24 protein-coding genes are annotated in these 25,735 nt (G+C 68.5%); 17 read left to right on the forward strand and 7 right to left on the reverse strand.

Going from position 1 to position 25,735, the window contains the following annotated elements:
* Positions 1-34: 34 nt before the first annotated feature.
* A complete protein-coding gene (locus NI1_RS28845) occupies positions 35-1,486 on the reverse strand; it encodes a flavin-containing monooxygenase (protein ID WP_067826807.1) in 1,452 nt (483 codons plus the stop codon).
* Between the two features lie 66 nt (positions 1,487-1,552).
* Complete coding sequence (locus tag NI1_RS28850; RefSeq protein ID WP_067826811.1) at positions 1,553-2,728, reverse strand: MFS transporter; 1,176 nt, start codon at positions 2,726-2,728, stop codon at positions 1,553-1,555.
* Between the two features lie 165 nt (positions 2,729-2,893).
* Between NI1_RS28850 and NI1_RS28855 the strand changes: the two genes are divergently transcribed.
* The 4 genes from NI1_RS28855 to narI are packed head-to-tail and all read left to right on the forward strand — an operon-like array spanning position 2,894 to position 9,604.
* Positions 2,894-6,583: a nitrate reductase subunit alpha gene (locus tag NI1_RS28855; RefSeq protein ID WP_067826813.1), complete on the forward strand. Its 3,690-nt coding sequence runs from the start codon at positions 2,894-2,896 to the stop codon at positions 6,581-6,583.
* The gene (gene narH, locus NI1_RS28860) at positions 6,580-8,238 is read left to right on the forward strand and encodes a nitrate reductase subunit beta (RefSeq protein WP_067826816.1); all 1,659 of its coding nucleotides are present in this window, start codon (positions 6,580-6,582) and stop codon (positions 8,236-8,238) included. The genes NI1_RS28855 and narH overlap by 4 nt, the downstream gene beginning before the upstream one ends.
* Positions 8,235-8,873, forward strand: a complete 639-nt coding sequence (narJ, locus tag NI1_RS28865) for a nitrate reductase molybdenum cofactor assembly chaperone (protein ID WP_067826819.1) — start codon at positions 8,235-8,237, stop codon at positions 8,871-8,873. Before narH ends, narJ begins: the two co-directional genes overlap by 4 nt.
* A complete protein-coding gene (gene narI, locus NI1_RS28870; RefSeq protein WP_067826822.1) occupies positions 8,870-9,604 on the forward strand; it encodes a respiratory nitrate reductase subunit gamma in 735 nt (244 codons plus the stop codon). The genes narJ and narI overlap by 4 nt, the downstream gene beginning before the upstream one ends.
* Positions 9,605-9,646: 42 nt before the next feature.
* Here the strand turns inward: narI and NI1_RS28875 are convergent, their stop codons facing one another.
* Genes NI1_RS28875 through NI1_RS28895 form a run of 5 tightly spaced genes read right to left on the reverse strand, consistent with a single transcriptional unit; the run spans position 9,647 to position 12,099 of the window.
* Positions 9,647-10,348 carry an LppX_LprAFG lipoprotein gene (locus tag NI1_RS28875; protein WP_067826825.1) on the reverse strand — a complete coding sequence of 234 codons (702 nt, stop codon included), beginning with the start codon at positions 10,346-10,348 and terminating at the stop codon, positions 9,647-9,649.
* Entirely contained in the window at positions 10,345-10,755 is a 411-nt protein-coding gene (locus tag NI1_RS28880; protein ID WP_067826827.1) for a 3-hydroxyacyl-ACP dehydratase FabZ family protein, read from the reverse strand. The genes NI1_RS28875 and NI1_RS28880 overlap by 4 nt, the downstream gene beginning before the upstream one ends.
* Positions 10,752-11,216, reverse strand: a complete 465-nt coding sequence (locus tag NI1_RS28885) for a hotdog family protein (protein WP_067826831.1) — start codon at positions 11,214-11,216, stop codon at positions 10,752-10,754. Before NI1_RS28885 ends, NI1_RS28880 begins: the two co-directional genes overlap by 4 nt.
* Before the next feature lie 5 nt (positions 11,217-11,221).
* Positions 11,222-11,845 carry a hypothetical protein gene (locus NI1_RS28890; RefSeq protein WP_067826834.1) on the reverse strand — a complete coding sequence of 208 codons (624 nt, stop codon included), beginning with the start codon at positions 11,843-11,845 and terminating at the stop codon, positions 11,222-11,224.
* Positions 11,842-12,099, reverse strand: coding sequence for a hypothetical protein (locus tag NI1_RS28895; protein ID WP_067826836.1), 258 nt, complete (start codon positions 12,097-12,099; stop codon positions 11,842-11,844). The genes NI1_RS28890 and NI1_RS28895 overlap by 4 nt, the downstream gene beginning before the upstream one ends.
* Before the next feature lie 242 nt (positions 12,100-12,341).
* On the opposite strand from NI1_RS28895, the gene NI1_RS28900 reads away from it, so the two are divergent.
* From NI1_RS28900 to NI1_RS28960, 13 genes are all read left to right on the forward strand, one after another.
* Positions 12,342-12,791: an SCP2 sterol-binding domain-containing protein gene (locus tag NI1_RS28900; RefSeq protein ID WP_067826839.1), complete on the forward strand. Its 450-nt coding sequence runs from the start codon at positions 12,342-12,344 to the stop codon at positions 12,789-12,791.
* A gap of 260 nt (positions 12,792-13,051) precedes the next feature.
* Positions 13,052-13,333 (forward strand): acyl carrier protein, encoded by a 282-nt coding sequence (locus NI1_RS28905; protein ID WP_067826841.1) that lies wholly within the window; start codon positions 13,052-13,054, stop codon positions 13,331-13,333.
* Between the two features lie 3 nt (positions 13,334-13,336).
* Positions 13,337-14,485, forward strand: a complete 1,149-nt coding sequence (locus NI1_RS28910) for a StlD/DarB family beta-ketosynthase (protein ID WP_067826844.1) — start codon at positions 13,337-13,339, stop codon at positions 14,483-14,485.
* Positions 14,482-15,414 carry a hypothetical protein gene (locus tag NI1_RS28915; RefSeq protein ID WP_067826845.1) on the forward strand — a complete coding sequence of 311 codons (933 nt, stop codon included), beginning with the start codon at positions 14,482-14,484 and terminating at the stop codon, positions 15,412-15,414. The genes NI1_RS28910 and NI1_RS28915 overlap by 4 nt, the downstream gene beginning before the upstream one ends.
* The gene (locus NI1_RS28920; RefSeq protein ID WP_067826848.1) at positions 15,411-17,114 is read left to right on the forward strand and encodes an FAD-dependent monooxygenase; all 1,704 of its coding nucleotides are present in this window, start codon (positions 15,411-15,413) and stop codon (positions 17,112-17,114) included. Before NI1_RS28915 ends, NI1_RS28920 begins: the two co-directional genes overlap by 4 nt.
* Positions 17,111-17,623 carry an SCP2 sterol-binding domain-containing protein gene (locus NI1_RS28925; protein WP_067826851.1) on the forward strand — a complete coding sequence of 171 codons (513 nt, stop codon included), beginning with the start codon at positions 17,111-17,113 and terminating at the stop codon, positions 17,621-17,623. Before NI1_RS28920 ends, NI1_RS28925 begins: the two co-directional genes overlap by 4 nt.
* Positions 17,620-18,858 carry a beta-ketoacyl-ACP synthase II gene (gene fabF, locus NI1_RS28930; protein ID WP_067826853.1) on the forward strand — a complete coding sequence of 413 codons (1,239 nt, stop codon included), beginning with the start codon at positions 17,620-17,622 and terminating at the stop codon, positions 18,856-18,858. The genes NI1_RS28925 and fabF overlap by 4 nt, the downstream gene beginning before the upstream one ends.
* 8 nt (positions 18,859-18,866) lie before the next feature.
* Positions 18,867-19,340, forward strand: a complete 474-nt coding sequence (locus NI1_RS28935) for a DUF3237 domain-containing protein (RefSeq protein ID WP_067826856.1) — start codon at positions 18,867-18,869, stop codon at positions 19,338-19,340.
* Between the two features lies 1 nt (position 19,341).
* Positions 19,342-20,094, forward strand: coding sequence for an ABC transporter ATP-binding protein (locus NI1_RS28940; protein ID WP_067826858.1), 753 nt, complete (start codon positions 19,342-19,344; stop codon positions 20,092-20,094).
* A gap of 2 nt (positions 20,095-20,096) precedes the next feature.
* The gene (locus NI1_RS28945) at positions 20,097-20,834 is read left to right on the forward strand and encodes an ABC transporter permease (RefSeq protein WP_067826860.1); all 738 of its coding nucleotides are present in this window, start codon (positions 20,097-20,099) and stop codon (positions 20,832-20,834) included.
* A 33-nt stretch (positions 20,835-20,867) separates the two neighbouring features.
* A complete protein-coding gene (locus NI1_RS28950) occupies positions 20,868-21,857 on the forward strand; it encodes a DUF1702 family protein (RefSeq protein ID WP_067826863.1) in 990 nt (329 codons plus the stop codon).
* Entirely contained in the window at positions 21,854-23,269 is a 1,416-nt protein-coding gene (locus tag NI1_RS28955; protein ID WP_245663452.1) for an ABC1 kinase family protein, read from the forward strand. Before NI1_RS28950 ends, NI1_RS28955 begins: the two co-directional genes overlap by 4 nt.
* Before the next feature lie 314 nt (positions 23,270-23,583).
* Positions 23,584-25,674: a winged helix-turn-helix domain-containing protein gene (locus NI1_RS28960; RefSeq protein ID WP_067826865.1), complete on the forward strand. Its 2,091-nt coding sequence runs from the start codon at positions 23,584-23,586 to the stop codon at positions 25,672-25,674.
* Positions 25,675-25,735: the final 61 nt, after the last annotated feature.

Here is a 25,735-nt window from a genome sequence, read left to right on the forward strand (position 1 = left end):
GCTCCGAAAGGGGCCGGGTACAACTGCTTGTCGGCTAGACGGTGGTCAAGTGGAAGTCGGCGTCGTCGGGTGCGGCGAGCATCTCTTCCATGCCGCGCCGGTCGAAGGGCAGCAGGTCGATATTGCCGCCCTCGGTGAAGTACCAGGAGTTGCAGCCGGTGTTCCACACGGTGGGGCCCAGGGCCGCGGCGACCTGCGCACCGAAGCGGTCGGTGGCGGCCTCGGTCACCTCGACGGTGTCGAATTCGCCTGCGCTCCAACGCTTGATCCAGGCGGTGATGTAGCGGGCGGTGACCTCGGCGGCGTGATGCAGCGGGATGGAGCCGGTGGGGGAGTTGGGGCCCAGGACGGTGAAGAAGTTGGGGAAGCCGGGGATCGCGGTCATGCGGTAGGCGCGGGGACCCTTCATCCAGGCGTCGTCGATCGAAATGCCGTCTCGCCCGGTGAGGTTCATGGGCCGCATGTAATCGTGGGCCCGGAATCCGGTGGCGAAGACGATCAGATCTACCTCGTGGTCGCGGCCGTCGGCGGTGCGGATTCCGGTCGGGGTGATCGTGTCGATGCCCGTGGTGACCAGCTCGGCATTGCGGGCATGCAGGGCGCGATAGTAGCTGCCGGACAACACCTGTCGCTTGCACAGCGGCTGATAGTCCGGGGTCAGCCGCGCACGCAGGTCCGCATCGAGGACCTGGGCGCGCAGGCTCAGCTTCGCGTATTCCTGAACGACGCGGCGACGCCAGCTGGGGCGGGTGACGACGTCGGTGAACAGCCTCGCACCGGTCATACCCGCCTGGTACAGCGCCTGATTCACCTTGGGCAGGCGATCCAGCACCGCGCCGACCAGCGCGGGCTGCGGCAGATTCATCGGGGCCCAGATGACCCACTGCGGGCTGCGGACGAAGTGGGTGATGTGCTCGGCCTTGCGTTGCAGCGCCGAAACCACCTGCACGCCGGTCGATCCGGTGCCGATGACGGCGATACGGCGGCCTTCGGTGCGCAGTGTGTCGTCCCAGCGCGCCGTGTGCACGACATCCCCGCTGAAGGTGTCGAGGCCGGGCAGGTCCGGCCAGGCCGGGTGATGCAGCACGCCGGTGGCGGCGATGACGAAGTCGGCTTCGTGCACGTCACCGGCGGCCGTCTCCACCCGCCACCCCGTACCGGTGAACTCGGTCCGCACCACTTCGGAGTTCACGCGCACCTGCCGCCGCAGGTCGAAGCGGTCGACCACGCCGGCGAGGTACTCCTGGATCTCGGCTCCGGGCGCGAACACCTGCGACCAGTCCGGCTTGGGCGCGAACCCGAACTGATACAGCTGCGAGGGCACATCGCAGGTCAGTCCGGGGTAGCGGTTCCAATGCCACACCCCGCCCACGTCGGATCCCTTCTCCAGGATCACGAAATCGTGGAAACCGTTGCGCCGCAGGGTGACCGCGCTCGCGATGCCGGAAACCCCGGCTCCGATGATCACGATACGCGGAGTGCGCATGCCCGACCTCCTCGTCAGATACCGCCAGTATTCGAAAGCTGACGGTATGCCCGGGGGTCGGGTCTGTCAATCGGCCGTCGCGACGCTCTTGCTGCGCACTTCGCGCCCGACCTTGAGGGTGTAGAGGAGTGCGGCCGCCGCGGTCAGGGCCAGTAGCAGGTAACCGACGGTGTAGTCGCCGCGCGAGCTGTAGACCAGGCCCATGACCAATGGCGGGAAGTAGCCGCCCAGGCCGCCGGCCGCACCGACGAGACCGGTCACCGTACCCACCTTGGCCGGATCGACCAGCTTGGCGATCAGCGCGAACACGCCGCCGGTGCCCAGGCCGAGGAAGAAGGCCATCAGGATGAGGCTCGCCCCGGCCGGGATCTCGGGCGCGGGTTCGAAGCCCAGGACGACGGCCATGACGGCGGTGCCCGCGAAGGCGATGGTCAGCACCCGCACCGGCCCGATCTTGTCGGAGAGAATGCCGCCGAGCGGCCGGGCCAGCACGCCCGCGATGGAGAACCCGGCGGTGCGCAATCCGGCATCGGACTGGGCGAACTCGTAGACGTTCTTCAATACGGTGGGCAGGTAGGTGGAGAAGGCCACGAAGCCGCCGAAGGCCACCGCGTAGAGCAGCGCACCCTGCCAGGTTGCCTTGAGCTGCAACGCATCTCGGATGCGCGGCAGCGCCGGCTCGGTGGCGGGCTGCCAGCTGGGGGCGTTGCGGCTGAACATGAGCATGACCACGCCCATGACGGCCAGCGCCACGGCCATCAGGATGTGGGTCTGGGCGCGGCCCAGATGATCGACCAGGCGCGGGGTCAGCAGCGCCGAGAGGGCGGTGCCGCCCATGCCCGCGCCGAACACGCCGGTGGCGAAGCCGCGCCGGGCGGGCTCGTACCAGCCGTTCACGAAGGGGATGCCGACCGCGAACGAGGTGCCGGCGATGCCGAGGAAGAATCCCCAGAGGATCAGCGCCCCATAGGAATTCGACCATCCGACCAGCAGCGTCGGAATGATCGACAGGAAGCAGATCACGGCGAACATGAGCCGCCCGCCGAACTTGTCGGTGAGCACGCCCGCGGGAATGCGGCCCAGTGAGCCGACCAGGACGGGGGTGGCGACCAGCAGTGAGGTCTGACCGGGGGACAGGTCCAGATCCTTGGTGTAACTACTGGATAGCGGCCCTATCAGATTCCAGGCCCAGAAGGTGAGCGCGAAGGCCGCGGTGGCGAGCGTCAGGTTTTTCGCGTTCATTCGCCTTGTCTAGCAGAACCGCTGGTTAAAAGGTGTGCGTCGGGCGGTTCGGCGCGTCCGGGCGTTTCCCGGTCCGTGTCGCGTACGCGCTGTCTTCCCATGTTTGCCCATACTGAGCCGGTACTTCCGGACGGCTTGTTTTCTCGGCTTGGAGAGGCAGGGTTGATGGCACGCAACGGCTCGAGCGGGCTGGTGGACGGGGAACTGACCGAATCACTCATCCGGGCCCGGAGATTCTTCACTCGCGCCGATGTCTCCCCGGACCTGCGCAGCGAATACCTGCGCGGCGGCCGCCAGGCCGACGACTTCTACCGGGACCGCTGGTCGCACGACAAGGTGGTGCGCTCCACGCACGGGGTGAACTGCACCGGCTCGTGCTCCTGGAAGGTGTACGTCAAGGACGGCATCATCACCTGGGAGACCCAGGCCACCGACTATCCGAGCACCGGCCCGGATCGCCCGGAGTACGAGCCGCGCGGCTGCCCGCGCGGTGCGGCGTTCTCCTGGTACACCTACTCGCCCACCCGGGTGCGCTACCCGTATATCCGCGCCGTGCTCCTCCAGATGTATCGAGAAGCCAAGGCGCGCACCAATGATCCGGTGCTGGCGTGGGCCTCCATCGTTGAGGATCCGGAGCAGGCGCGCAAGTACAAGAGCCTGCGCGGGCGCGGCGGTCTGGTCCGGGCCAGTTGGGAGGAGGCGGTCGAGTTGATCGCCGCCGCGCACGTGCACACCATCAAGACCTACGGCCCGGATCGGGTGGCGGGTTTCTCGCCGATTCCCGCCATGTCCATGGCCTCCTTCGCCGCCGGCTCGCGCTTCATCTCCCTGCTCGGCGGCTGCATGCTCTCCTTCTACGACTTCTACGCCGACCTGCCGGTGGCCTCGCCGCAGGTCTTCGGCGACCAGACCGACGTCCCGGAGTCCGGGGACTGGTGGGACGCCGGGTATCTCATCATGTGGGGCTCGAATGTGCCGGTCACCCGCACCCCGGACGCGCATTGGATGGCCGAGGCGCGCTACCGCGGCCAGAAGGTGGTCTCGATCGCCCCCGACTACGCCGACAATGTGAAGTTCGCCGATGAATGGCTCGCCCCGCATCCGGGCACCGACGGCGCGCTGGCCATGGCGATGGGGCATGTGATCCTCAAAGAGTTCTTCGTGGACCGGCAGGTGCCGTACTTCCAGGAGTACGTGCGCAAATACAGCGACCTGCCGTTCCTGGTGCGACTGGACAAGGCGGACGACGGTTTCCGTCCCGGCAAGTTCCTGACCGCCGCCGATCTGCCCGAGCATGCCGCGCAGCCGAACGCCGAGTTCAAGACGGTGCTGCTGGACCAGCACGGAAATCCGGTGGTGCCCAACGGTTCGCTCGGCTTCCGCTTCGGCGAGGACGGCGCCGGCAAGTGGAATCTGGAACTGGGTGAGCTGGAACCGCTGCTCTCGGTCGATGGCCAGGGCGCGGTGGCGGTGACCATGCCGCGCTTCGATACCGGTGACGGTTCGGCCGCGGAACTGAAGCGCGGCGTCCCGGCCCGCACCATCGGCGGCCAGCTGGTGACCACCGTCTTCGATCTGCTGCTGGCCCAGTACGGTGTGGCCCGCCCGGGCATGCCGGGTGAATGGCCGCTCGGCTACGCCGATTCCAGCCAGCCCGGCACCCCGGCCTGGCAGGAGCTGATCACCGGTGTCCCCGCCGACAAGGCCGCCCGCATCGGCCGCGAATTCGCCGCCAATGCCGAGGAGTCCGGCGGCCGTTCGATGATCCTGCTCGGCGCGGGCACCAACCATTGGTTCCACTCCGACACCATCTACCGCGCCTTCCTGGCCTTGACCACGCTCACCGGCTGCCAGGGCGTGAACGGCGGCGGCTGGGCGCATTACGTCGGCCAGGAGAAGTGCCGCCCGGTCACCGGCTGGGCGCAGGTGGCCAATGCGCTGGACTGGTCGCGCCCGCCGCGCCAGATGATCCAGACCGCCTACTGGTACCTGCACACCGATCAGTTCCGTTACGACCCGTTCTCGGCGGACCAGCTCACCACCACCTACGGTCGGGGCCGGTTCGCGGGCAAGACCACCGCGGACCTGGTGGCGCAATCGGCGCGGATGGGCTGGATGCCGTCCTTCCCCACCTTCGATCGCAATCCCCTCGAGCTCACCGAGGAGGCCCGCGCCCGCGACCTCGAACCCGCGGATTACGTGGTGTCCCAACTGAAATCGGGTGAGCTGCGGTTCGCCTGCGAGGATCCGGACGAGCCGCGCAACTTCCCGCGCCTGCTCACCATCTGGCGCTCCAACCTGCTGGGCTCCTCGGCCAAGGGTGACGAGTACTTCCTCGAACACCTGCTGGGCGCGACCAATTCACTGCGCGCCGAGGAAGCGGGACCGGGGCAGCGACCCAAAGACGTTGTCTGGCACGAGGAAGCGCCCGTGGGCAAGCTCGATCTGCTGCTCACCCTGGACTTCCGCATGACCAGCACCACCATCTTCTCCGATGTGGTGCTGCCCGCGGCGACCTGGTACGAGAAGCACGACCTGTCCTCCACCGATATGCATCCGTACGTGCACTCCTTCAGCCCCGCGATCTCCCCGCCGTGGCAGACCCGCACCGACTGGGATGCCTTCATGACCATCGGCAAGGAGTTCTCGCGGCTGGCGCGCGGGCATCTGGGCGTGCGCCGCGACCTGGTGGCGACCCCGCTGCTGCACGACACCCCCGATGCGATGGCCAACCCGCACGGGGTGGTCCGGGACTGGAAAGCCGGTGAGTGCGAACCGATTCCGGGCAAGACCATGCCGCGCCTGACGGTGGTGGAGCGCGACTACACCGCCGTCTACGCCAAGATGAGCGCGCTGGGCCCGCTGCTGGACACGCTGGGCGCGACCACCAAGGGCATCACCTACCGGGTCGAGAAGGAGATCGACTACCTCGGCCGCAAGAACGGCATCGTGCGCGGCGGCCCGGCCGACGGCCGCCCTTCGCTGGTTCGCGATATCGATGCCTGCGAGGCGATCCTGGCGCTGTCGGGAACCACCAACGGGCACTTGGCGACCCAGGGTTTCCGCACCTTGGAGGAGCGCACCGGCACCCGGCTGGCGGATCTGGCGGCCGAGCACGAGGGCAAGCAGATCACCTTCGCCGACACCCAGGTCGCCCCGGTCCCGGTGATCACCTCCCCGGAATGGTCGGGCTCGGAGACCGGCGGCCGGCGCTACTCCCCGTTCACGGTGAACGTGGAGCGGAACAAGCCGTGGCACACCCTGACCGGCCGCCAGCACTTCTACCTCGACCACGATTGGATGTCGGAGGTCGGCGAACAGCTGCCGATCTACCGTCCGCCGTTGAACATGACCGCCCTCTTCGCCGAACCACCGCTGGGCGAGAACGGTGAGATGGGCCTGACCCTGCGCTATCTCACCCCGCATTCGAAGTGGTCCATCCACTCCGAATACCAGGACAACCTGTTCATGCTGAGCCTCTCGCGCGGCGGCCCGACCATCTGGATGTCCGACCGTGATGCCGCGAAACTCGGTATCTCCGACAATGATTGGATCGAGGCCGTCAATCGCAACGGCGTGGTGGTGGCGCGCGCGGTGGTGTCTTCGCGGATGCCGCAGGGCACGGTGTACATGCATCACGCCCAGGACCGGCTGATCGACGTCCCGCTCTCGGAGACCTCCGGCAAGCGCGGCGGCATCCACAATTCGCTGACCCGGCTGCTCATCAAGCCGACGCATCTGATCGGTGGCTACGCCCAATTGTCCTTCGCCTTCAACTATCTCGGCCCGACCGGCAATCAACGTGACGAAGTGACGGTCATCCGCCGTCGTGGCCAGGAGGTGCGGTACCGATGAAACCCATGGCGCAGCTGGCGATGGTGATGAACCTCGACAAATGCATCGGCTGCCACACCTGCTCGGTCACCTGTAAGCAGACCTGGACCAACCGGGCCGGCGTCGAGTACGTGTGGTTCAACAATGTGGAAACCCGTCCGGGCCAAGGCTATCCGCGCACGTATGAGGATCAGCGGAAGTGGCGCGGCGGCTGGACGCTGGATCGCAAGGGACGGTTGAAGCTGCGCGGCGGCGGGCGCTACAAGAAGCTGTTCACCATCTTCGACAATCCGATCCTGCCCGAGCTGTCCGACTACTACGAGCCGTGGACCTACGACTACGAGACGCTGACCACCGCTCCGGTGCAGCAGAACACCCCGGTCGCGCGCCCGAAGTCATTGATCACCGGCAAGGACACCGCCATCACCTGGTCGGCCAACTGGGACGACAACCTCGGCGGCGCACCGCAACTCGCATCGCAGGACCCTATCGCGAAGAAGCTCGGCGACAAGGTGAAGTTCGAATTCGAGAACACCTTCATGTTCTATCTGCCGCGCATCTGCGAACACTGCCTCAATCCGGCGTGTGCCGCCTCCTGTCCGTCGGGAGCCATCTACAAGCGGTCCGAGGACGGGATCGTGCTGGTGGATCAGGACAAATGCCGGGGCTGGCGAATGTGCGTCTCGGGCTGCCCGTACAAGAAGGTGTTCTTCAATCACCGCACCGGCAAGGCCGAGAAATGCACGTTCTGCTTCCCGCGCCTGGAGGTCGGCCTGCCGACGGTGTGCGCGGAGACCTGTGTCGGGCGGCTGCGCTACATCGGCGTCATGCTCTACGACGCCGACACCGTGGCCGAGGTGGCCGCCACCCCCGATGAGAAGGATCTGTATGCGGCGCAACGGGATGCGTTCCTGGACCCGTTCGATCCGGAGGTGATCGCGGCCTGTGAGCGCGCCGGTATGCCGCGCGATTGGGTGCTGGCCGCCCAGCAGTCCCCGGTGTACGCGCTGATCCGCAAGTACCGGGTGGCGTTGCCGCTGCATCCGGAGTACCGGACCGTGCCGATGGTCTGGTACATCCCGCCGTTGTCGCCGGTGGTGGACGCGCTCCGCGACACCGGCCACGACGCGGAGGATCACGGCAATCTCTTCGCCGCCATCGAAGCCTTGCGAATCCCGGTGGAGTATTTGGCGGAACTCTTCACCGCGGGTGATGTGGCGCCGGTCAACGATGTGCTGCGCAAGCTGGCCGCCATGCGCAGCTATATGCGCGATATCAACCTCGGCCGCGACACCCGCCCCGAGATACCGGAGCGGGTCGGCATGACCGAGGAGGACATCTATGACATGTACCGGCTGCTGGCCATCGCCAAATACGAACAGCGCTATGTGATTCCGGCCGCGCACGAGGAGCAGGCGCACGGGCTGGAGGAGCTCGCCACCGAGTGCAGCCTGGACTATGACGGCGGGCCGGGCATGAACGGCCCCTTCGGTGAGAGCTCCGGGGCGCCGACGCCGGTGGCGGTGGAGAACTTCCGCATGTTGCAGGAGCGGCAGACGGCCGACGCATCGGTGCCGGTGCAGGGCAGCGGCCGGGTGAACCTGCTCAACTGGGACGGTCGCGGTAATCCCGACGGGCTGATGCCGCGCGGTAACGGTGGAAGGCATCGGAAATGAAGGTGAGCGGTGCCGACCGGGCGGCGGCATGGCAGGCGCAATCGCTGCTGCTCGGGTATCCCGACGACGAGATGCGGTCCCAGCTGCCGATGCTGGGGCGGGTGGCGCGGGCGCTGCCGGAGCCGATCGGCGCGCCGCTGGGGTCGGTGGTCACCTATTTGGAGCAGGGCGAATCGCTCACGGTGACAACCGAATACGTGGACACCTTCGACCATCGCAAACGCTTCAGCCCGTACCTGACCTGGTTCCTGTACGGCGATACCCGCAAGCGCGGTATGGCCCTGCTGCGCTTCAAGCAGCTCTACCGCGCCGCCGGCCTGGTGCTCGACGACGGTGAACTCTCCGATCACCTCGCGGTGGTGCTCGAGTTCGCCGCCGCCCACCCGCTGCCCGGCCGGGAACTCCTGGAAGAGCACCGCGCGGGCATCGAGGTGATGCGAATGGCCTTGCGCGAGGCCGAATCCCCGTGGACGGGCGTGCTCGACTCGGTCAGTGCCAGCCTGTCCCCGCTGCGCGGCGAAGAACGTGACGCCGTGGCGAAGCTGATCGCCGCCGGACCGCCCGGCGAGGATGTCGGCCTGGAGCCGTTCGCCCCGCCCACCTACCTGCCGGAATTCATCGGAGGCCGTCGATGACGTTGAGCGCCAAGGACTATCTGCTGTGGGTCGCGGTCCCGTACGTGGCCCTGGCCGTCTGTATCGTCGGCCTGCTCTGGCGCTACCGCTACGACAAGTTCGGCTGGACCACCCGCTCGTCGCAGCTGTACGAGAACCGTCTGCTGCGCCTGGGCAGCCCGCTGTTCCACTACGGCATCGTCTTCGTTTTTCTCGGCCACGTCATCGGCCTGGTGATCCCGGAATCCTGGACCGAGCGGATCGGCATCAGCGAATCCGCTTATCACGCCGCATCTTTCAGTCTCGGCGCGGTCGCCGGGGTGGCGACCGTCGTCGGCTTGATCATCCTCGTCTACCGCCGCCGCACCGTCGGCCCGGTCTTCTCCGCGACCACCCGCAACGACAAGGTCATGTATGTGCTGCTGGGGCTGACCCTGGTGCTCGGGCTCGGGGCGACGTTGTACGGCAACCTGACCGGGCACCCGCACAACTACCGCGAGGACATCGCACCCTGGTTCCGCTCCATCTTCTACTTCCAGCCGAAGCCGGAGCTGATGGTCGAGGCCCCCGTGGGATTCCAGCTGCACGCCCTCGCCGCCTGCGCGCTGTTCGCCTTCTGGCCGTTCAGCCGCCTGGTGCACGTGTTCTCCGCGCCCGTCGGCTACCTCTCCCGGCCGTACGTGGTGTACCGCAGCCGTGACGCGCGTTCCCTGGGCGCGAAGGAACCGCGGCGTGGCTGGGAACGGGTGTGAGGCAGGGCCTTTCGAGCCTGCGCCGCACACCCGTTCCGGGGCTCAATCGATCGCCGGAACGCTGACCTTCCGGTTGAGATCCGACAGCGCGAAGTCGATGGTCACCGGTGCGCCGTCGGCTCCGGGCACCGTCAGCCGCGTACCGACCGGCAGATGCCGTCCCGTCGCCGCGAACCACACGGTGAGCCGGGCATCCTCGCGAATGGTGGGCAGCCACACCTGAGCGTCCGCGCGGGGCACGGTACCGGTGACGCGGAACGCAAGCACCCCGTCGATTGTCTCCCGGACCTCGGTGCGGGCATCGCTGATATTGGCCAGCATCCGGGCCAGCCCGCGCTCGGGATCCAGCAGCGTGGACGGTATCGGCAGTTCGCCTGCCCCCGAGAGTTTCGGCGCGGGATTGAATTTCCCACTCGCCGATTTCGTGTACAGCTGACTGTCCCGCTCGACGAACTCCACGCGCTGGGAACGGTTCGCGCCCAGCACGATATCGGCGGCCCCCACCGACGCGCCCGGCTCGGACTTGTGCGGCGCGCGCACATCGGCCGAGAAGGTCCGCGCCGCCAGCCCCGGCACCGGCGCCGAGGCCGACATCTCGACATGGGCGCTGGTGACGTCTCCGCTCGCGGCCCGCGCGCCGCGCAACAGGAACCCGGCATCGGGCAGCCCGCCGGTACCGTCCCAGCAAGCGGTGGCCCCGGCGAGCACGGCCAGGGCGACAGTGATGCGCCAGATGATCTTCATCGCGCCACCGCCACGGTCTCGATGGTGACCGCCGGCTCGGCGTCCACCCGCGCTTCGACGCACCAATCGTTTTGCGCCGCATCCGGATCCGACCGTACCCACACCTCGATCTCGACCGCGTCGCCGGGAACGATGAAGCGCCGGAAGCGGAATCGGTCCGCAGCGCGCAGCCGCAGCCAGGGATCGTCGGCGGCGATCCGGATCAGCGCCAGCGCGCTCTCCACCAGCAGCACGCCCGGCAGCACCGGATAGCGCGGGAAGTGCGTGGCGAACAACGGCAGCGTGCCGGTCACATTGAGGTAGCCGCGGGCGCGGCGGCCGGGCTCGAGCAGGTCGATACGGTCCAGACGCGGCGCGCCCAGGGTCGCGGGGCCGAGCGCCGGCGTCTCCAGCATGGCTTCTTTCACTGTCGGCTCCAATCCAATGGTCCGCGGCCGAGCAGCGCGTGCGCCAGCCGTTCGGTGTCGGCGGGATCGTCGAGGCGATCGGCGTCGATGAGCGCGCACATCAGGTTGCGGACGACCAGGATCGGGTGCTCGCCCACCGTCACCCGCCCGTGCACGACCGCGGTGCGCCGATGCGCCGAGACCACCTCCGCGCTCATGCGCAGCACATCGCCGGGCGTCGCCTCGCCCAGCACGCTCACCTCGCCGATGCCGAGCAGGGCGGCGCGCTTGCGATGTTCGGAACTCAGCAGCACCAGCCAGGCGCCGGCCTGGCACAGCGCCTCGAGCACCACCCCGAACGGGGCGACCGGCCCGGCGGCGGAGTGCTGCCAGTAGTCCTCGTACACCGAGGTGGCCTTGCGGGCGGTGATGTGCCGCATGGGTTCCCACGACTCCACCCGATCGATCAAATGAAATCGCATGTCGTTCAGTCTTTTCCGAAGCTGTCACGGAGCTGGGTGGCCAGCGGCTCCGAGACCGCGCCGATCAGGCGGTCGAGCGCCGCCGCATCCGCGATACGGGCCGCGGCGCTGTGGATCTGACCGGCGTCGAGCACGGCGACGCAGCGCGCCAGATAGGCGGCGGGCAGGATCTCGATCATTTCTCCGAGCGTGGTCCAATCCTCCAGCTCGGCCAGCGCCCGGGCCGCCGCGATCAACTGTTCGCGCGGCAGGCCCGCGATGATCGGTGCGGAGCGCCGCAGATCGAGATGGGTGGCGACCAGCGCCAGATACCGTGCGGGCAGCCGCTGGGCCACGGCCACCGCCCGCTCGGTATCGAGCACGGAGGCCAGATACGCCGTCCACAGCGGATTGTCGTTGCGGGTGGCGACCTTGGCCGCGATGGGCGGCGGGATGACCTTGGTGACGGCCGCGATCTTGCCGAGGCCCGGGGCCACCGTGTCGTGGAACAGGTCGGCCACCGAATGCCGCAGCGCCGCGATGTCTTCGGCGGGCAGCTGGGTCAGGTACCCGATCCGCTCGAACGGCACCCCGAGCGCGCGCGCCAGCCGGGTGACCTCGATCTCCGCGGGCGCCGGCGAGGTGCTCACCGCCCCACCGCCTTCCGCACCACCGGGCGCAGGAAGCCGGGCACATTGTCCAGGGCGCCCAGTGCGGCGTAGGAAAGTTCTTGGAGCAGGCGCTGATTCGCCTGTTCGATCAGGTCCGCCAGCTCCTCGAGCTGATCGGCGGGCAGCGCCGCGAGACTCTCGGGTGCTCGCGTCCGCAGGACGGCGGTCAGTTTGTCGAAGCCGCCCGGTGCTGCCGCGGCGGAGGTCGCCGGGCCGGAATCAGGTGGAGTCATTTCACACTCTTCACTGGAGAAGCGGTCGCGACGGGGCGTACTCGGCATCGAGTAGTGATCGAGAACCGCAGTGATACAAGGGGATCGGAGAACTCGCGAGTGTGTGGCCGGAGCTTAACACGGCGGATGCCGGATGCGCCGTCGTTGACCGCCCGGAATCCGGGCACCTATGGTGTGCCCCATCGTGGCCGGGCCGCCGTGCCGCCGCGATTCTCCCCTTCCCCAGCTCTGGAGTGAGTGACATGTCCTCGTCATCCCAATTTCCCACTGCCCCGGCCACCCTCGCGCAGGCCGCCGAATTCAATGCGATCGTCGCCCGCATCGACGACCGGACGCTGCGCACCGCCATGGCGGATCCGATGACCCGGGCCGTGGTGCTCGGCGCGGTGTTCGCCGGGATGCCGCAGCGGGTTCGCGGCGACAAGATCGACGGCGTCTCGGCGGTGATCCGCTGGCGCATCGGTGACGAACCCGATTGCTGGACCGTTCTCATCGACGGGGGTGCCTGTGCGGTGAGGTCCGGTATGACAAGCCGGACCCCTACTGTCACCCTGGAATTGGGCACCGTGCCATTTCTGCGCATGATCGCAGGTCAGACCGGCGGCATGGCGCTGGTGCTGAGTGGCAAACTGCGCATCAAGGGCAGTCTCACCATCGCGCGGCACCTGGAGGACTGGTTCGCGCGCGGCTGATCGCCAGGGCCTGCCATGGCAGGTTCTTGTCAACGCGGAGCCGTCCGCGTTCGATTGACTTCACCCGAACCGTTACTTAATGTTCGAAATACCCGCGGCGCTGCCATGTATCCCGCGGATTTGCACAGGCGAGTGTGTGAATGGACGTCTCGGCAACGTGGCCGGACAAATCCCAAATCAGATCGGCCGACGCCGGCCTTCTTTCGTGTCCGCTGTGTGCGCAATTCGATTGTGCGTCATTGTGAAGAGGTTTCCGCACCATGCCCGTTGACATTTCGATCAGGGACGATATCGCGGAGTTTCTGCGAACCCATTACAACCTGGATATCGAGACCATTTCTCCCGATGCCACCATGCAGGACATCGGCCTCGATTCCCTCGGGGTACTGACCATTGCCGATCTCATCGAGACCAATTACGGCATCTCCCTCGACGACGAGCGGATCGCGACGGTGAAAACCTTTGCCGGCCTGCTGGATCTGATCAAGCTCAAGATCGCCGAGGCCGCGCCGGCCGCGGCCGAGCCCGCCGAAGGGGTGTGACCGGTGGAGGCCTACATCACCGCCACCGGCCGTTTCCTACCCGGTGCGCCCGTCGGCAACGACGAAATGGAGGAGTACATCGGCAAGGCCGGGCGCGCCTCCTCCGACCTCAAGGATCAGATCCTCACCAATAACGGGATCAAGACCCGCTACTACGCCATCGACAAGCAGCAGCAGACCGTCGTCTCCAACGCCGCCATGGCGGCGGGCGCGGTGCGGCACGCGGTCGAACGCGCGGGGCTGGCCCCCGACGATGTCGAGATGCTCGCCGCCGCAACGACGTTGCCCGACCTGATGGGCCCGGGCCACGCCAGCATGGTGCACGGCGAGCTCGGCTACCCGCCCATGGAGATCATTACCGCGCACGGCATCTGTAGCTCGGGGATGATGGCGCTCAAGAGCGCCTACCTCCAGGTCAAGGTCGGCGAGAAGGCCACCGCCGTCTCGGTCGCCAGCGAACTGGCCTCGCGCGGGTTCAAGCACACCCGCTACGAGGAGATGAAGGCCATCTCCGAGGACGGCTCGCTGCCCATGGAGGCGGCCTTCCTGCGCTACATGCTCTCCGATGGCGCGGGCGCGGCGGTGGTCGCCAATGCCCCGGCCCCCGGCCGCATCAGCCTGCGGATCGACTGGATTTCGCTGACGTCCTATGCCAATACGCAGAAAGCCTGCATGTTCTTCGGCAGCAAGACGAATTCGGCGGAGAAGACCTGGGGCGACTATCCCACCACCGCCGCGGCCGCACTCGACGGTGCGCTCGCGCCGCGCCAGAAATTGTCGCTGCTGCCGCACCTGGTGCGCATCGGCATCGACGAATACGTGAAACTCGCCGAGGCCGGGAAATTCGACCCGGATGCCGTCACCTGGTTTCCCGCGCATTATTCGAGCGAGCGCATGAAGACCATGCTCATCGGTGAATTGACACGGCGCGGCGTCTCGGCCGGACGGCCCGAAGCCTGGTACAGCAACCTGACCCAGGTCGGAAATATCGGCAGCGCAAGCATTTACGTGATTCTCGACGAAATGCTGAACGAGGGGCTCATCAAAGCGGGCGACACCCTGCTGTGCATGGTGCCGGAATCGGGCCGCTTCGCGATTTCGTTCATGCATCTGACCGCCGTCGCCGGGGCCTCCGATGAGGCCCGGGCATGACGCGGTCCGACGCCGGGCGCGAAAGAGGCCGCCGCGCGGTCGTTTTCGAGTACACCCAGACGGGGCAGCTGAGCGAGGTGGTGGACGCGCTGGTGGCACCGCTGGTGGCCGCGGGCTGGCTGATCCGCCGGGTCGCGGTGCGTCCCGCCACCCCGTTCCCGTTCCCGTGGCCGGTGCTGCGGTTCTTCGGGGTATTCCCGGCCTGCGTGGACCGGGACGCCACCATCGCGCTGGCGGACGACGAGTTCCACACCGCACCCGATGAATTGGTGATATTCGCCTATCAGGTCTGGTATCTCGCACCGTCGCTGCCCGCCCGGTCGCTGCTGGCCGGGCACAGCGAACTCTTCACCGGCCGGGAGGTGCTGAGCGTCGTGGCCTGCCGCAATATGTGGTACACCGCCGCGGCGGAGGTGCAGGGCCGGCTCGCCGATATGGGGGCGCGTCCACTGGGCACGGTGGCCGCCATCGACACCCGGGCACAGGCGATCACGTTCGTCACCACGCTGCGCTGGCTGCTCACCGGGCCGCGAGACGGCGCGGTATTCGGTCGGGCCGGGGTGGGCGCCGACGAACTGGAGCGGATCGGGGTGCTCGGCGCGCGTCTGGCCGAGGCGGACGATCCGGCGGCCGTGCTGCGCAATTCCGGTGCGGCGCCGGTGGTTCCGGTGCTGGCGGCGGCGGATCTGCTGGCGGGCCGGGTCTTCCGGAAGTTCGGTGCGGTCATCCGGCGCGCGGCGGGCCGGGGGCCGCTGGCCTGGGCCGGTGCGATGACCGGTTTCGTCGCCGCGCTCGGCGTCGCCATCGCCACCGGATTGCCCGCACTGGCCGTGGCGCGCCTGCTCTTCGGCGCGCGTTTCGACCGCTGGGTGAGCGCGCGGGTGGCGGCCGCGCTGGACCGGCCCGCCCGACCGGTGGTGCTCGCATGACCGTCTCGAACACCCGCGTCGCCGTCATCGGCGCCGGCCCGGCCGGACTGGCGACCGCACTCTGTCTGGGCCACTGGGGAATTCCGACCGTGCTGCTGGAACGGCGCACCACGCCCTCCGCGCATCCGCAGGCCACCCTGGTGAACACCCGGACCGCCGAGATCCTGCGCGAACTCGGCCTGCTCGAGCAGACCCGAGCCGCCGGCACCACCCTGGAGAACGCCACCCGGGTGCGCTTCCTGCGCACCCAGACCGGCGCCGAATTCGGGCGGCTGGAGCTGGTGGAATCGACCGGGAAGCTGATGCGGGTGCTCACCCAGAGCCCGGTTCAGCCGCTGCTCTGTCCGCAGCAGAAGCTCCAGACGGTGATGGCCGAACAACTCGCCGATCATCCGGCGGTCCGGTTGATCACCGGCGCGCAGGTGACCGACCTGGTCACCACCGTGCACGGCGCCGAAATCGCCTATCGCGCAACGGCCGACGACACCCGCCACACCCTGGCCGCCGAATACGTGGTGCTGGCCGAGGGCGTGCACGGCGCGCTGCGCTCCACGGTCGGCATCGACACGCGGGCCGAACCGCCGCTGGGCACCCTGCTCGACATCCATTTCCGCGCCGATCCGCGGGTGCTGCCGCAGGCCGCCGACAGCGTGCTGTCCTGGATCATGAACGACCGCACCGCCGGCGTGCTGATCACGGTCGCGCCCGAGGACGGTGAGTGGATGCTGGAAGTCCCACTGCCGGAGGCGGATCCGGCGATCACGCCGGAACAGGCGGCGGAGATCCTGGCCGCCGCGCTCGGGCCGGGCGTCGAGGCCCCGATCATCGGCATCCGCACCTGGACCATGGGCTCGAGCCGGGCGCAGCGCTGGCGGGACGCGAGCGGCCGGGTGCTCGTCGTGGGCGATGCCGCGCACGCCTTCCCGCCCACCGGTGGTTTCGGCATGAACACCGGTATTCAGGACGGGCACAATCTGGCCTGGAAACTCGCCGCTGTGCTGGACGGCTGGGCGGCACCGGCGCTGCTGGACAGCTACGAATCCGATCGTGCGCCCGTCGCCGACTTCAACGGCGCGCAGAGCGAGCGCAATGCCCTGGCCATGCGCGAATTCGCGGTAACCGCGGCGGCCCTGCTCGCCGAGGATGCCGATCCGGACCGCGATGAGCGGTTGCGGGCCGGAATCGAGGTGCAGCGACCGCATTTCGATATCTCCGGGCAGGCGCTCGGCTTCCGCTACGGGGCGGCCGAAGTGGTCGAGCAGGTGATCGACTACCTGCCCCGGGTCGAATCCGGCTGCCGCGCACCGCATTTCTGGGTCCGCACCATCGAGGGTGAGCTGATCTCGACCCTCGACCTGCCCGACCGTGGCTTCGCGCTGCTGTTCGGGCCCACGGCGGCCGAGCAGTGGATCGACGCGGTGGGCTACGTCCACCTGATGAACACCGTGCCCGTACACGCGGCGCTGGTGCTCGAACCGGAGTCCGAGGCGACCGAGTTCGCCGGTGCGCGGACGCTGGTCGATCACTCCGGCGAACTCGGCCCCGCCTACGGGCTCACCGGAACCGGCGTCGCCGTACTGGTGCGCCCCGACGGTCACATCGCCGCGGTACTGCCCGGGCACGACCCCTACAACGAACTGATCAAAGCCGTAATCGACGGCACCACAACCGGTTACACGAAATCAGAGGTGTTGGTGTGAGAACCGAGGCGCTCACGGAAGCGATCGCGCTCGCGACGGCGACCGGCAAGGCCACCGCGGCCCAGATCGAGGATCTGCTCTCGGGCGAACGCCCCCGGGTGCGCTCGGTGGTCGAGGTGATGGCCGAATCCGATCTGCGCTGGGCGCTCGGCACCGACCTGGGGGAGCAGGCGCTGCTCAATGCCTTCGAGCTGATGCCCGCCTATTACGTGCCGGGCGAATTCACCGCGCCGGTCATCGTCCGCTACCGGGTGACCCGGGCCCCGGGCGAGCCGGTCGGGCGCGATGTCGTCTTCGGTCCGGACTACTGCCGGGTCGGCCCGGTGGACCCCTCGACCGAACCGGAGCTGAGCGTCTTCGTCGACGCCCTCGGCTTCGTGCGGGTCGCGACGGGCTTGGTCAAGGGCATGGAGCTGCTCATGCGCGGGGAACTGAAGTTGCAGGGCAATGTCCAGGTGGCGATGAAGACCGAATCCTTCTTCGGCTTGAGCACGGCGGCGAAATCATGAGTGCGCCACAGCGTGTCGTCATCACCGGCATCGGACTGGTCACCCCGATCGGGACCGGCGTGGAGGAATTCTGGAAGCGGCTGATCGCGGGCGAGAGCGGGGTGCGCACGATCACCGCTTTCGATCCCTCCTTCAACCGGGTCCGGATCGCCGCCGAGATACCGGATTTCGATCCGGCGCGCTGGCTGGACTACAAGGACGCGCGGCGCTTCGACCGGGTCGGCCACCTGGCCGTCGCGGCCTCCGAACTGACCGTGGCCGACCAGTCCCTGGACGGCCTGGACAAGGACGAGATCGCGTCGGTCGTCGGCTCCGGGCTGGGCGGCACCCAGACCGCGCAGACCGGTATCCGGGACAACCTGAACGGCCGCAACGTCTCTCCGCTGTTCATCCCGATGGCGATGGCCAACTTCGCCGCCTCGACGGTGGCGTTCCGGCAGAAGCTCGGCGGCCCCTGCTACGCGCCGCTGTCGGCCTGCTCGTCCTCGGCGGACGCGGTCGGGCAGGGCTATCGCATGGTGCGCGACGGGCACGCGGTCGCCGCCCTGGTCGGCGGTGCGGAGGCCGCGGTGAATCCGGTGGTGCTGTCCGGCTTCACGAGTATGCGGGCGCTGTCGAAGAACAATGACGATCCGGCGGGGGCCTGCCGTCCGTTCGCCAAGGACCGGGACGGTTTCGTGCTCGGCGAGGGCGCGGGCATGCTGCTGCTCGAGACCCTCGACTCGGCGCGGGCCCGCGGCGCGCACATCTACGCCGAGATCTGCGGCTACGGCCAGGTGGTGGACACCCATCACGTCACCGCGCCGCGCGAGGACGGCGCCTGCGCGGCCCGGGCGATGACCCTGGCCATGCGCGAGGCCGGGGTGGCTCCCGACGAGGTCGGCTACATCAACGCGCACGGCACCGGCACGCTGCTGTCGGATCCGGCCGAAACCAATGCCGTGCACCGGGCTTTCGGCGCGTACGGCCGCCGGGTGCCGATCAGTTCGACCAAGGCGATGACCGGGCACATGCTCGGCGCGACCGGTGCGGTGGAGGCCGCGATCTGCGCGCTCGCCATCGATCGCGGCGAGCTGCCGCCGACCATCAACCACACCGAACCCGATCCGGCGTGCGAGCTCGACTGCGTCCCGAATGTCGCGCGCACCGCGAATGTCGAAGTGGCGCTGTCGAATTCGATCGCGTTCGGCGGGCACAACGTCACCCTCGCCTTCCGGCGAGTCGAGGATCAGTAGGGGAAGCCATGGAACTGACACATATCGGCACCGTCACCGCCAATCTGAAACCGCCCGTCATGATCGGACCGGGTCCCTACGGCGTGCGCATGTTCTTCGAGATCCTGGACGGCGTGCTGGAGGGTGAGCCGGGGGTACCGGAGGTCGCCACCATCACCGGCAAAGTGCTCTCCGGCGGCGGGGACTGGGCGCTGATCGGCCCCGACGGCTGGGTCCGGCTCGATGTGCGGGTGCAGTTCCAGACCCAGGACGGCGGCGCTATCTACGCCTCCTTCCCCGGCCTGATCGAACTGAACGAGCCGGTGCAGCAGGCCATCGCCGCGGGCACCGGCACCGACTTCGACGACCAATACTTCCGGGTGACACCGACTTTGGAGACCGGCGACTCCGATTTCGCGTGGGTCAACCACACCATGTTCCTGGGCGAGGGCCGCTTCATCGATGGATTCGGTCTCCAGTACAAGATGTATCGAGTGGGTTGAGATGAGCGAAGCAGGCGCCGCGGCCATCGCCGTCGCGGATCTCGTCGTCGCCCGGGACGGCACCCCGGTGCTGCGGGGGCTGTCGTTCACCGTCGCGCCCGGCACCGTGACCGGGCTGCTCGGGCCCAGCGGGTGCGGTAAGACCACGCTGATTCGCTCCATCGTCGGCGTGCAGCGCATCCAGGCGGGCAGCGTGCGGGTGCTCGGGCGACCCGCCGGCAGCGCCGCCCTGCGCCCGAAGATCGGCTATGTCACCCAGCAGCCCGCCGTCTACGACGACCTCACCGTCCGGCAGAACGTGCGGTATTTCGGTGCGGTGTACGGGGTTTCACCGGCCGCCGTGGATCGCACCCTGCGCGAGGTCGGGCTCGACGACCGGCCCGGACAGCTGGTGCAGCAGCTCTCGGGCGGGCAGCGGGCCCGGGTGTCGCTGGCCTGTGCCCTGGTCGCCCGGCCCGAGGTGCTGGTGCTGGACGAACCCACGGTCGGGCTGGATCCGGTGCTGCGCCGGGATCTGTGGGATCAGTTCCGGGCGCTGGCCGCGGCCGGCACCACGCTGCTGGTCTCCAGCCACGTGATGGACGAGGCCGAACGCTGTGATCGCCTGCTGCTGATGCGGGAAGGGCGGCTGCTGGCCGACGAGACGCCCGCCGAACTGCGGGCCGCCACCGGCGTGCCGAATCTGGAGGAGGCCTTCCTCGAACTGGTGCTCGCCCAGCAACGGCAGCTCGACCCGACCACGCAGGGAGCCTGACCATGTCGCTTCGACTCACGCTGTGGACCGCGGCCCGGGTGCTGAACCAGCTGCGCCACGACCGCCGCACCATCGGCCTGATCCTGGTGGTGCCGAGTGTGCTGCTGACCCTGCTGCACTTCGTATTCGACCGCCGGCCCGACATTTTCGATCAGATCGGGCTGCTGCTGCTCGGCATCTTCCCGTTCACCTCGATGTTCCTCATCACCAGCGTGGCCATGCTGCGCGAACGGACCACCGGCACGCTCGAGCGGCTGCTCTCCATGCCTTTGAACAAACTGGATCTGCTGCTCGGGTACGGGCTGGCCTTCGCGGCGGTCGCGGTGGTGCAGGCCACGGTGGCGGCGACGGTGGCCTACCGGTTCCTGGGCTTGCAGACCCAGGGGCAGCTGGCGGTGGTGCTGATCATCGTGGTGGCCACCGCGGTGCTCGGCTCCTCGACCGGCCTGTTCACCAGCGCCTTCGCGCGCACCGAATTCCAGGCGCTGCAATTCGCGCCGTCGGTGATCATTCCGCAGCTGCTGCTGTGCGGGCTGATCTGGCCGCGCGAGGAGATGTCGGCCCCGTTGCGGGCGGCCGGCAATGTGGTGCCGCTGCGCTATGCGGCCGAGGCCCTCGGCGAGGTCGGCACCTATCCGGAACCGACCACCGTGCTGTGGCGCGATCTGGCCATCATCCTGGCCTTCGGCGTCACCCTGCTGATGTTGGGCGCGGCCACGCTGCGCCGCCAGTCCCGCTGAATTCCAACGAAATTCGGATTCGAGAGAGAGCCGATGGCAACTCTGCTGACGGTCGCCCGGCATCTGGTGCCGGCGCCGACCATGAACGATATGAAATTCGCCGCCCGGGGCTTCCCGGCCGCGGCGAACGAGGTGAGCCGGCGCTTCGAGGGCGTCTCGCGGGCGGTGCTGGAGGGCTTCGAGTACGGGGCCGATATCGATGATCCCGACGAAGTGGCGCGGCGGCTGGAGTGGGTGGAACCGCGCTATCTCAGCCTCGCCTACGAGGGGGCCATCGCGGCCATGGCGCTGCGGGATCTGCTCGCCGGCGGCCGCACGCACCGGGCCGAGGAGTTCACCCGCACCCATGGCGAACCGCATTCGCTGATGGCCTATGTCGGCTGCGGGCTGGTCATGTCGCGGTTGCCGCGTTTCCTGTGGCAGCGGGCGATGCCACGCTTCGACTCGAATCCGCTGGTCGCCCAATTGGGTTGGCTGGCCGTCGACGGGTACGGCTTCGACCGGGCCTTCTTCGATCCGAAGCGCTGGATCCTCGAACGCCGCCGGGCCCCGCGCTACTCCTGGGCGGGTGCGCCCGACTACTTCCCGCGCGCCTTCGATCAGGGGGTGGGCCGGGCGCTGAGCTTCTACTACGGCGGGGACTGCGCCGCGGTCACCGCGGCGATCGAGGGGTTCGAACCCGATCGCCGGGGCGATCTGTGGAGCGGGGTCGGGGCGGCCGCCACCTATATCGGCGGCCAGTCGCGGGCCGAACTGGAGCGGATGATCGCGCGGGCGGGCGCGCACGTCCCGGATCTGGCGATCGGTGCGGTGATGGCCGTCAAGGCCAGGCATTACGCGGGCTGGGTGCCCGAGAGCGCCGAGCTCGGCGCGGAACTGTTCTGCCGCTCCGATGTCACCGAGATCGCCGAGTTCGCCGAGGCGGCGGCCTTACCGCCGGCCGAACCCGGACCGGTGCCCGATTACGAACAGTGGCGGCTGCGGATCCGGGCCCGGTTCGCCGATCTCGAGGTGCGGTCGTGAGCGCGGAACCATTGCCCCCGCGCACCGTGCGGGAACCGTTGCTGCCGCCCGCCGAATCGTTCGCGGTGCAGCGCCCGGCGCTGGACGCCTTCGGTCCGGCCGAGGCGCTGCGCATGCTGACCATCGCGGGGGTGCTGGGCGGCAGCGTGGCCGGTCGAATCATCAAGCACACCTTCGGATTCGGGAACAGTAAGGCGCGGCGGGCGGCGGCGGCCGAGGGCGTCGTGGACGGGTTCGAGCGGCTCGGCCCGCTCTTCGTGAAGCTCGGGCAGCTCATCGCCTCGTCGAGCGGCGCGTTTCCCGAGGAGCTCTCGGACGCGTGCCTGCGCTGCCTCGACGATGTCCCGCCCTTCACCGCCGCGCAGGTCCGCCGCACGGTCGCCGAGGATCTGGGCCGTCCGATCGAGGAGCTGTTCCTGAGCTTCGACGACGAACCGCTCTCGGCGGCCTCGGTCGCGCAGGTGCACGCCTGCGTACTGGCCGACGGCCGCGAGGCGGTGGTCAAGGTGCAGCGCCCCGGTATCGCGCGCCGCATGATCGTGGATCTGCGGGCGGCGCTGCTGACCGCGCGGCTGCTCGAAAAGCGTTCGGAGGCGGCCCGGATCGCCAATGCCGTCGGTGTGGTGCGGGATCTGTACGAGGTGACGGTCGCGGAGCTGAACTTCCTCGTAGAGGCCGAGCATCAGGCGCGGATCGGCGCGGCCCTCGGAGCCTTCGGCGACAATGCCGAAGTCGTTGTCCCCGAACCCTTCTGGGAGTACTGCGGTCCGCGGGTGCTGTGCATGGAGCGGTTGCGCGGGGTTCCGCTGGATCGTTTCGAGTCGGTGCGTGCCGCGAGCGCGGATCCGGAGCTGCTGATCCGCCGGCTGGTCAAGGTGTGGCTGGAAGGCGTTGCGGTGCACGGGCTCTTCCACGGTGATGTGCACGCGGGCAATCTGTGGCTGCTCGAGGACGGCCGGCTGGCCATGCTCGATTTCGGCATCGTCGGCACCATGACCCCGCCCTGGCAGGCGCTGGTGCGGGCGATGTTCCAGGCCAGCGCCTTCGACGGTGATTTCACGCCGGTGGCGGTCGCGCTGCGCGAGCTGGGCCTGTTCACCGGGCAGAGCACCGACGACACCGCGATCGGGGAGCAACTCGCCATGGTGATGGGGCCGGTGCTCTCCGGTGAACTCGCGGAAATGGATTTGAAGACGGTGACTTCGGCGCTGCTGGATTTCGGCCGGGGCACCGGTGCGGCCGGACCCGAGCAGCTGATTCTGATGGGGAAACAACTCGGCTATTTCGAGCGGTACGCGGTCGCGCTGGCCCCCGGCTGGCGGCTGGGCAAGGACCTGTATCTGCTGCGCAATATCTTTCCCGATAAGGTGGCCGCCGCGGCCGCGGCGCGCGGGTTGGAATTGCCCGCATGATCGATTCGCGCCGAGTGCGGCGGTTGTTCGTAAAGCCTTCTGGGACAGTCGGATTCCAGGCAATTGGTCGGACGATTCCCGGTGGGATCGGTGACTTTTTCGGGTCGATGAAAGTGTGAAACTGATCTAGGATTCCACCGTCCGGATGGTGGGCTATGCCGGGTGCTGGAGAGGGACTAATGCCAGAAATCGGTCAGTGGGGGAATGCTGGATCCGGGGGCGGACGATATCGAATTCCAACACTGATCGGCCGGCAGCCGTCGTCGGCCGAGATACGGCGGCTGATCGGCGATCCCCGGATCCGGCTGCTCACCGTGACCGGGATCGCGGGGGTCGGCAAGAGCAGGCTCGCCGCCGCGGCGCTGGCCGCCGTCGAATTACCGGTGCTGACAGTGGATCTGGCCGAGACGCCCGACCTGCCCGGGGTGTGGAACGCGGTGCTCGGCGACTCGGAGGGGGATCCGCGGGGGTGGCGGTCGGTCGCGGATCACTTCGGGGCCGAGCGCGCGGTGCTGCTGCTGGACAACGGCGATCGCGTGGCGGGGGAGCTGGCGGGCGAACTGCCGGAACTGCTGGCCTGCTGCCCGAATCTGACCGTCGTGGTGACCAGCCGGCGCAGCCTCGCGCTCTATCAGGAGTGCCTGTACCAGGTTCCGCCGCTGCCCACCGCGAGCACGCCGGATCCCGGCGGGCCCAGCCCGGCCGCGCAGCTGCTGCTCAACAGCATCGAGACCCGTTTCCGCAGCGCGTCCGCCGCGATGGAGCCGGCCATCGCCGAGGAGATCGCGGCCGAATTGGGCGGCGTCCCATTGGCTCTGGAGCTGGCCGCGACCGCCGTCGGCCGGATCGGCGCGGAACGGACGCTGCTCCAGATCAGATCCGGGCAGCCGTTGCCGCCGTCGCCCTTCGTCGATATACCGCTGCGCCACCGCACGATTCGCGATTGCGTGGAGTGGGGCATCACCGATCTGAGCCGCGCGGCGACCAACCTGCTGCTCCAGATCTCCAGCTCCGAGGTGCTCGCCGATTTGGAGGAGGTGCTGCAAATCAGCGGCCGGTGGCGCGATGTCGTCACCGAGGGCCTGACCCAGCTGGTCAACCACAGCCTGCTCGATCACGTCGTGGCCGGGAACGGCAAGCAGACCTACACCATCTCCGGCTTCACCCGCACCTATTGCCGCCAGGTGCTGCGCGCGGATACCGGACGCGCGCAATGCGTTCGAGCGGTGCGCGCGGACGGCATCTGCCAGCTCGGCACCGAGATCGCGCGCCTGCTCGCGCAGCCGCACGGCCGTGCCGCCGCCGTGCCGCTGGCCGATCGCTGGCTGCCCGATCTCCTCGCCACCGTGCACTATCTGATCGAAGCGGGCTCGGGCGAGCGCGCGGTGCGGCTGCTGTGGGAGCTGGAGGACGTCTGGATCGAACGCCGCATGCTGATCTATGCCGAGACCCTCCTGGCGGGCCTGCTGTCCGGCGCGGACGCCACGGTGGCCACGGCCTGCCGGGACCTGCTGGGCCGCTGGGCCCTGCGGTCGGGACGGTTTCACGACGCGGTCGGATTGCTGGCGGCGGCGGGCGAGAGCGGCGACCCCGGCCTGGCGCGATGTCTGGCGCTGGCCTACCACGAGATCGGCAAGCCGGAGCTGGCCCGGCCGCTGCTCGCCGCCGCGCCGCTCGACGCGGAACGCCCGGCGGGGGAACGGGAGGTGGGCGAGCTGATCGAGGCGCTGGTCGAACTCGACGGCGCGCAGGGGGACGACGAGGGCTGGCCGGCACTGCGTGATCGGGCAATGGCCTTGCCGCACAGCCGGGATCGGCTCGGCATGCTCGGCGCGCTCGGGCGGACGCTGCTGCGCGCCCAGGCCCCGCAGCACGCCCTCGAGGTGTTCCATCTGGTGCTGCGCGCCCCGGACCCCGAGCAGCACCTGATCGAGCTGGTCACCGCGCTGGAGGGTTGTGCCCGCGCGTATCACGCCGCGGGCCAGGAGTACTCCGAGCAGGTCCATCGAATCTCCGCGGCCGCGCACTGGATTCGCGACACCTACGCGCTGCCGCAGCTCACCGATCACGTCGATGCGGCGAAATCGCCCGCCGACAGCGCGGATCCGGCCATCTCCACCATCGGATCGGTGCTCGACATCGACGAGGCGGTCGCCTACGCGCTGTCGGCCCCGGCCTTGGCCGCCGACGACTGCGACTCGCCCATCTCCCGGCTGACCAAGCGGCAATTGGAGATCGCGCTGCTGGTGGCCGACGGCATGACCAACCGCATGATCGCCAGCCGCTTGGGGATTGCCGAGTGGACGGTGGTCAACCATCTGCGCCAGGTGATGGCGAAGCTGGACTGCCCCTCCCGGCTGCACGTGGCGCTGGTGATCAAACGCGGGGCGCAGCGCACGGCGTGAGGCGGGGCGATCGACCCGAATACTGGTGTCGTGTGGAAGCTTTCATTTTCAGATAGCGTCG

Source organism: Nocardia inohanensis NBRC 100128 (assembly GCF_001612945.1).
Taxonomy (GTDB): Bacteria; Actinomycetota; Actinomycetes; order Mycobacteriales; family Mycobacteriaceae; genus Nocardia; species Nocardia inohanensis.

Bases quoted from the DNA above. Each gene is read 5' to 3' on its own strand.
- NI1_RS28935 (WP_067826856.1), top strand. From the start codon at position 18,867: ATGGAACTGACACATATCGGCACCGTCACCGCCAATCTGAAACCGCCC.
- NI1_RS28895 (WP_067826836.1), bottom strand. From the start codon at position 12,099: ATGACTCCACCTGATTCCGGCCCGGCGACCTCCGCCGCGGCAGCACCG.
- narH (WP_067826816.1), top strand. From the start codon at position 6,580: ATGAAACCCATGGCGCAGCTGGCGATGGTGATGAACCTCGACAAATGC.
- NI1_RS28945 (WP_067826860.1), top strand. From the start codon at position 20,097: ATGTCGCTTCGACTCACGCTGTGGACCGCGGCCCGGGTGCTGAACCAG.
- narI (WP_067826822.1), top strand. From the start codon at position 8,870: ATGACGTTGAGCGCCAAGGACTATCTGCTGTGGGTCGCGGTCCCGTAC.
- NI1_RS28885 (WP_067826831.1), bottom strand. From the start codon at position 11,216: ATGCGATTTCATTTGATCGATCGGGTGGAGTCGTGGGAACCCATGCGG.
- NI1_RS28855 (WP_067826813.1), top strand. From the start codon at position 2,894: ATGGCACGCAACGGCTCGAGCGGGCTGGTGGACGGGGAACTGACCGAA.
- NI1_RS28845 (WP_067826807.1), bottom strand. From the start codon at position 1,486: ATGCGCACTCCGCGTATCGTGATCATCGGAGCCGGGGTTTCCGGCATC.
- NI1_RS28915 (WP_067826845.1), top strand. From the start codon at position 14,482: ATGACGCGGTCCGACGCCGGGCGCGAAAGAGGCCGCCGCGCGGTCGTT.
- NI1_RS28920 (WP_067826848.1), top strand. From the start codon at position 15,411: ATGACCGTCTCGAACACCCGCGTCGCCGTCATCGGCGCCGGCCCGGCC.
- NI1_RS28905 (WP_067826841.1), top strand. From the start codon at position 13,052: ATGCCCGTTGACATTTCGATCAGGGACGATATCGCGGAGTTTCTGCGA.
- NI1_RS28900 (WP_067826839.1), top strand. From the start codon at position 12,342: ATGTCCTCGTCATCCCAATTTCCCACTGCCCCGGCCACCCTCGCGCAG.
- NI1_RS28875 (WP_067826825.1), bottom strand. From the start codon at position 10,348: ATGAAGATCATCTGGCGCATCACTGTCGCCCTGGCCGTGCTCGCCGGG.
- NI1_RS28940 (WP_067826858.1), top strand. From the start codon at position 19,342: ATGAGCGAAGCAGGCGCCGCGGCCATCGCCGTCGCGGATCTCGTCGTC.
- fabF (WP_067826853.1), top strand. From the start codon at position 17,620: ATGAGTGCGCCACAGCGTGTCGTCATCACCGGCATCGGACTGGTCACC.
- narJ (WP_067826819.1), top strand. From the start codon at position 8,235: ATGAAGGTGAGCGGTGCCGACCGGGCGGCGGCATGGCAGGCGCAATCG.
- NI1_RS28850 (WP_067826811.1), bottom strand. From the start codon at position 2,728: ATGAACGCGAAAAACCTGACGCTCGCCACCGCGGCCTTCGCGCTCACC.
- NI1_RS28950 (WP_067826863.1), top strand. From the start codon at position 20,868: ATGGCAACTCTGCTGACGGTCGCCCGGCATCTGGTGCCGGCGCCGACC.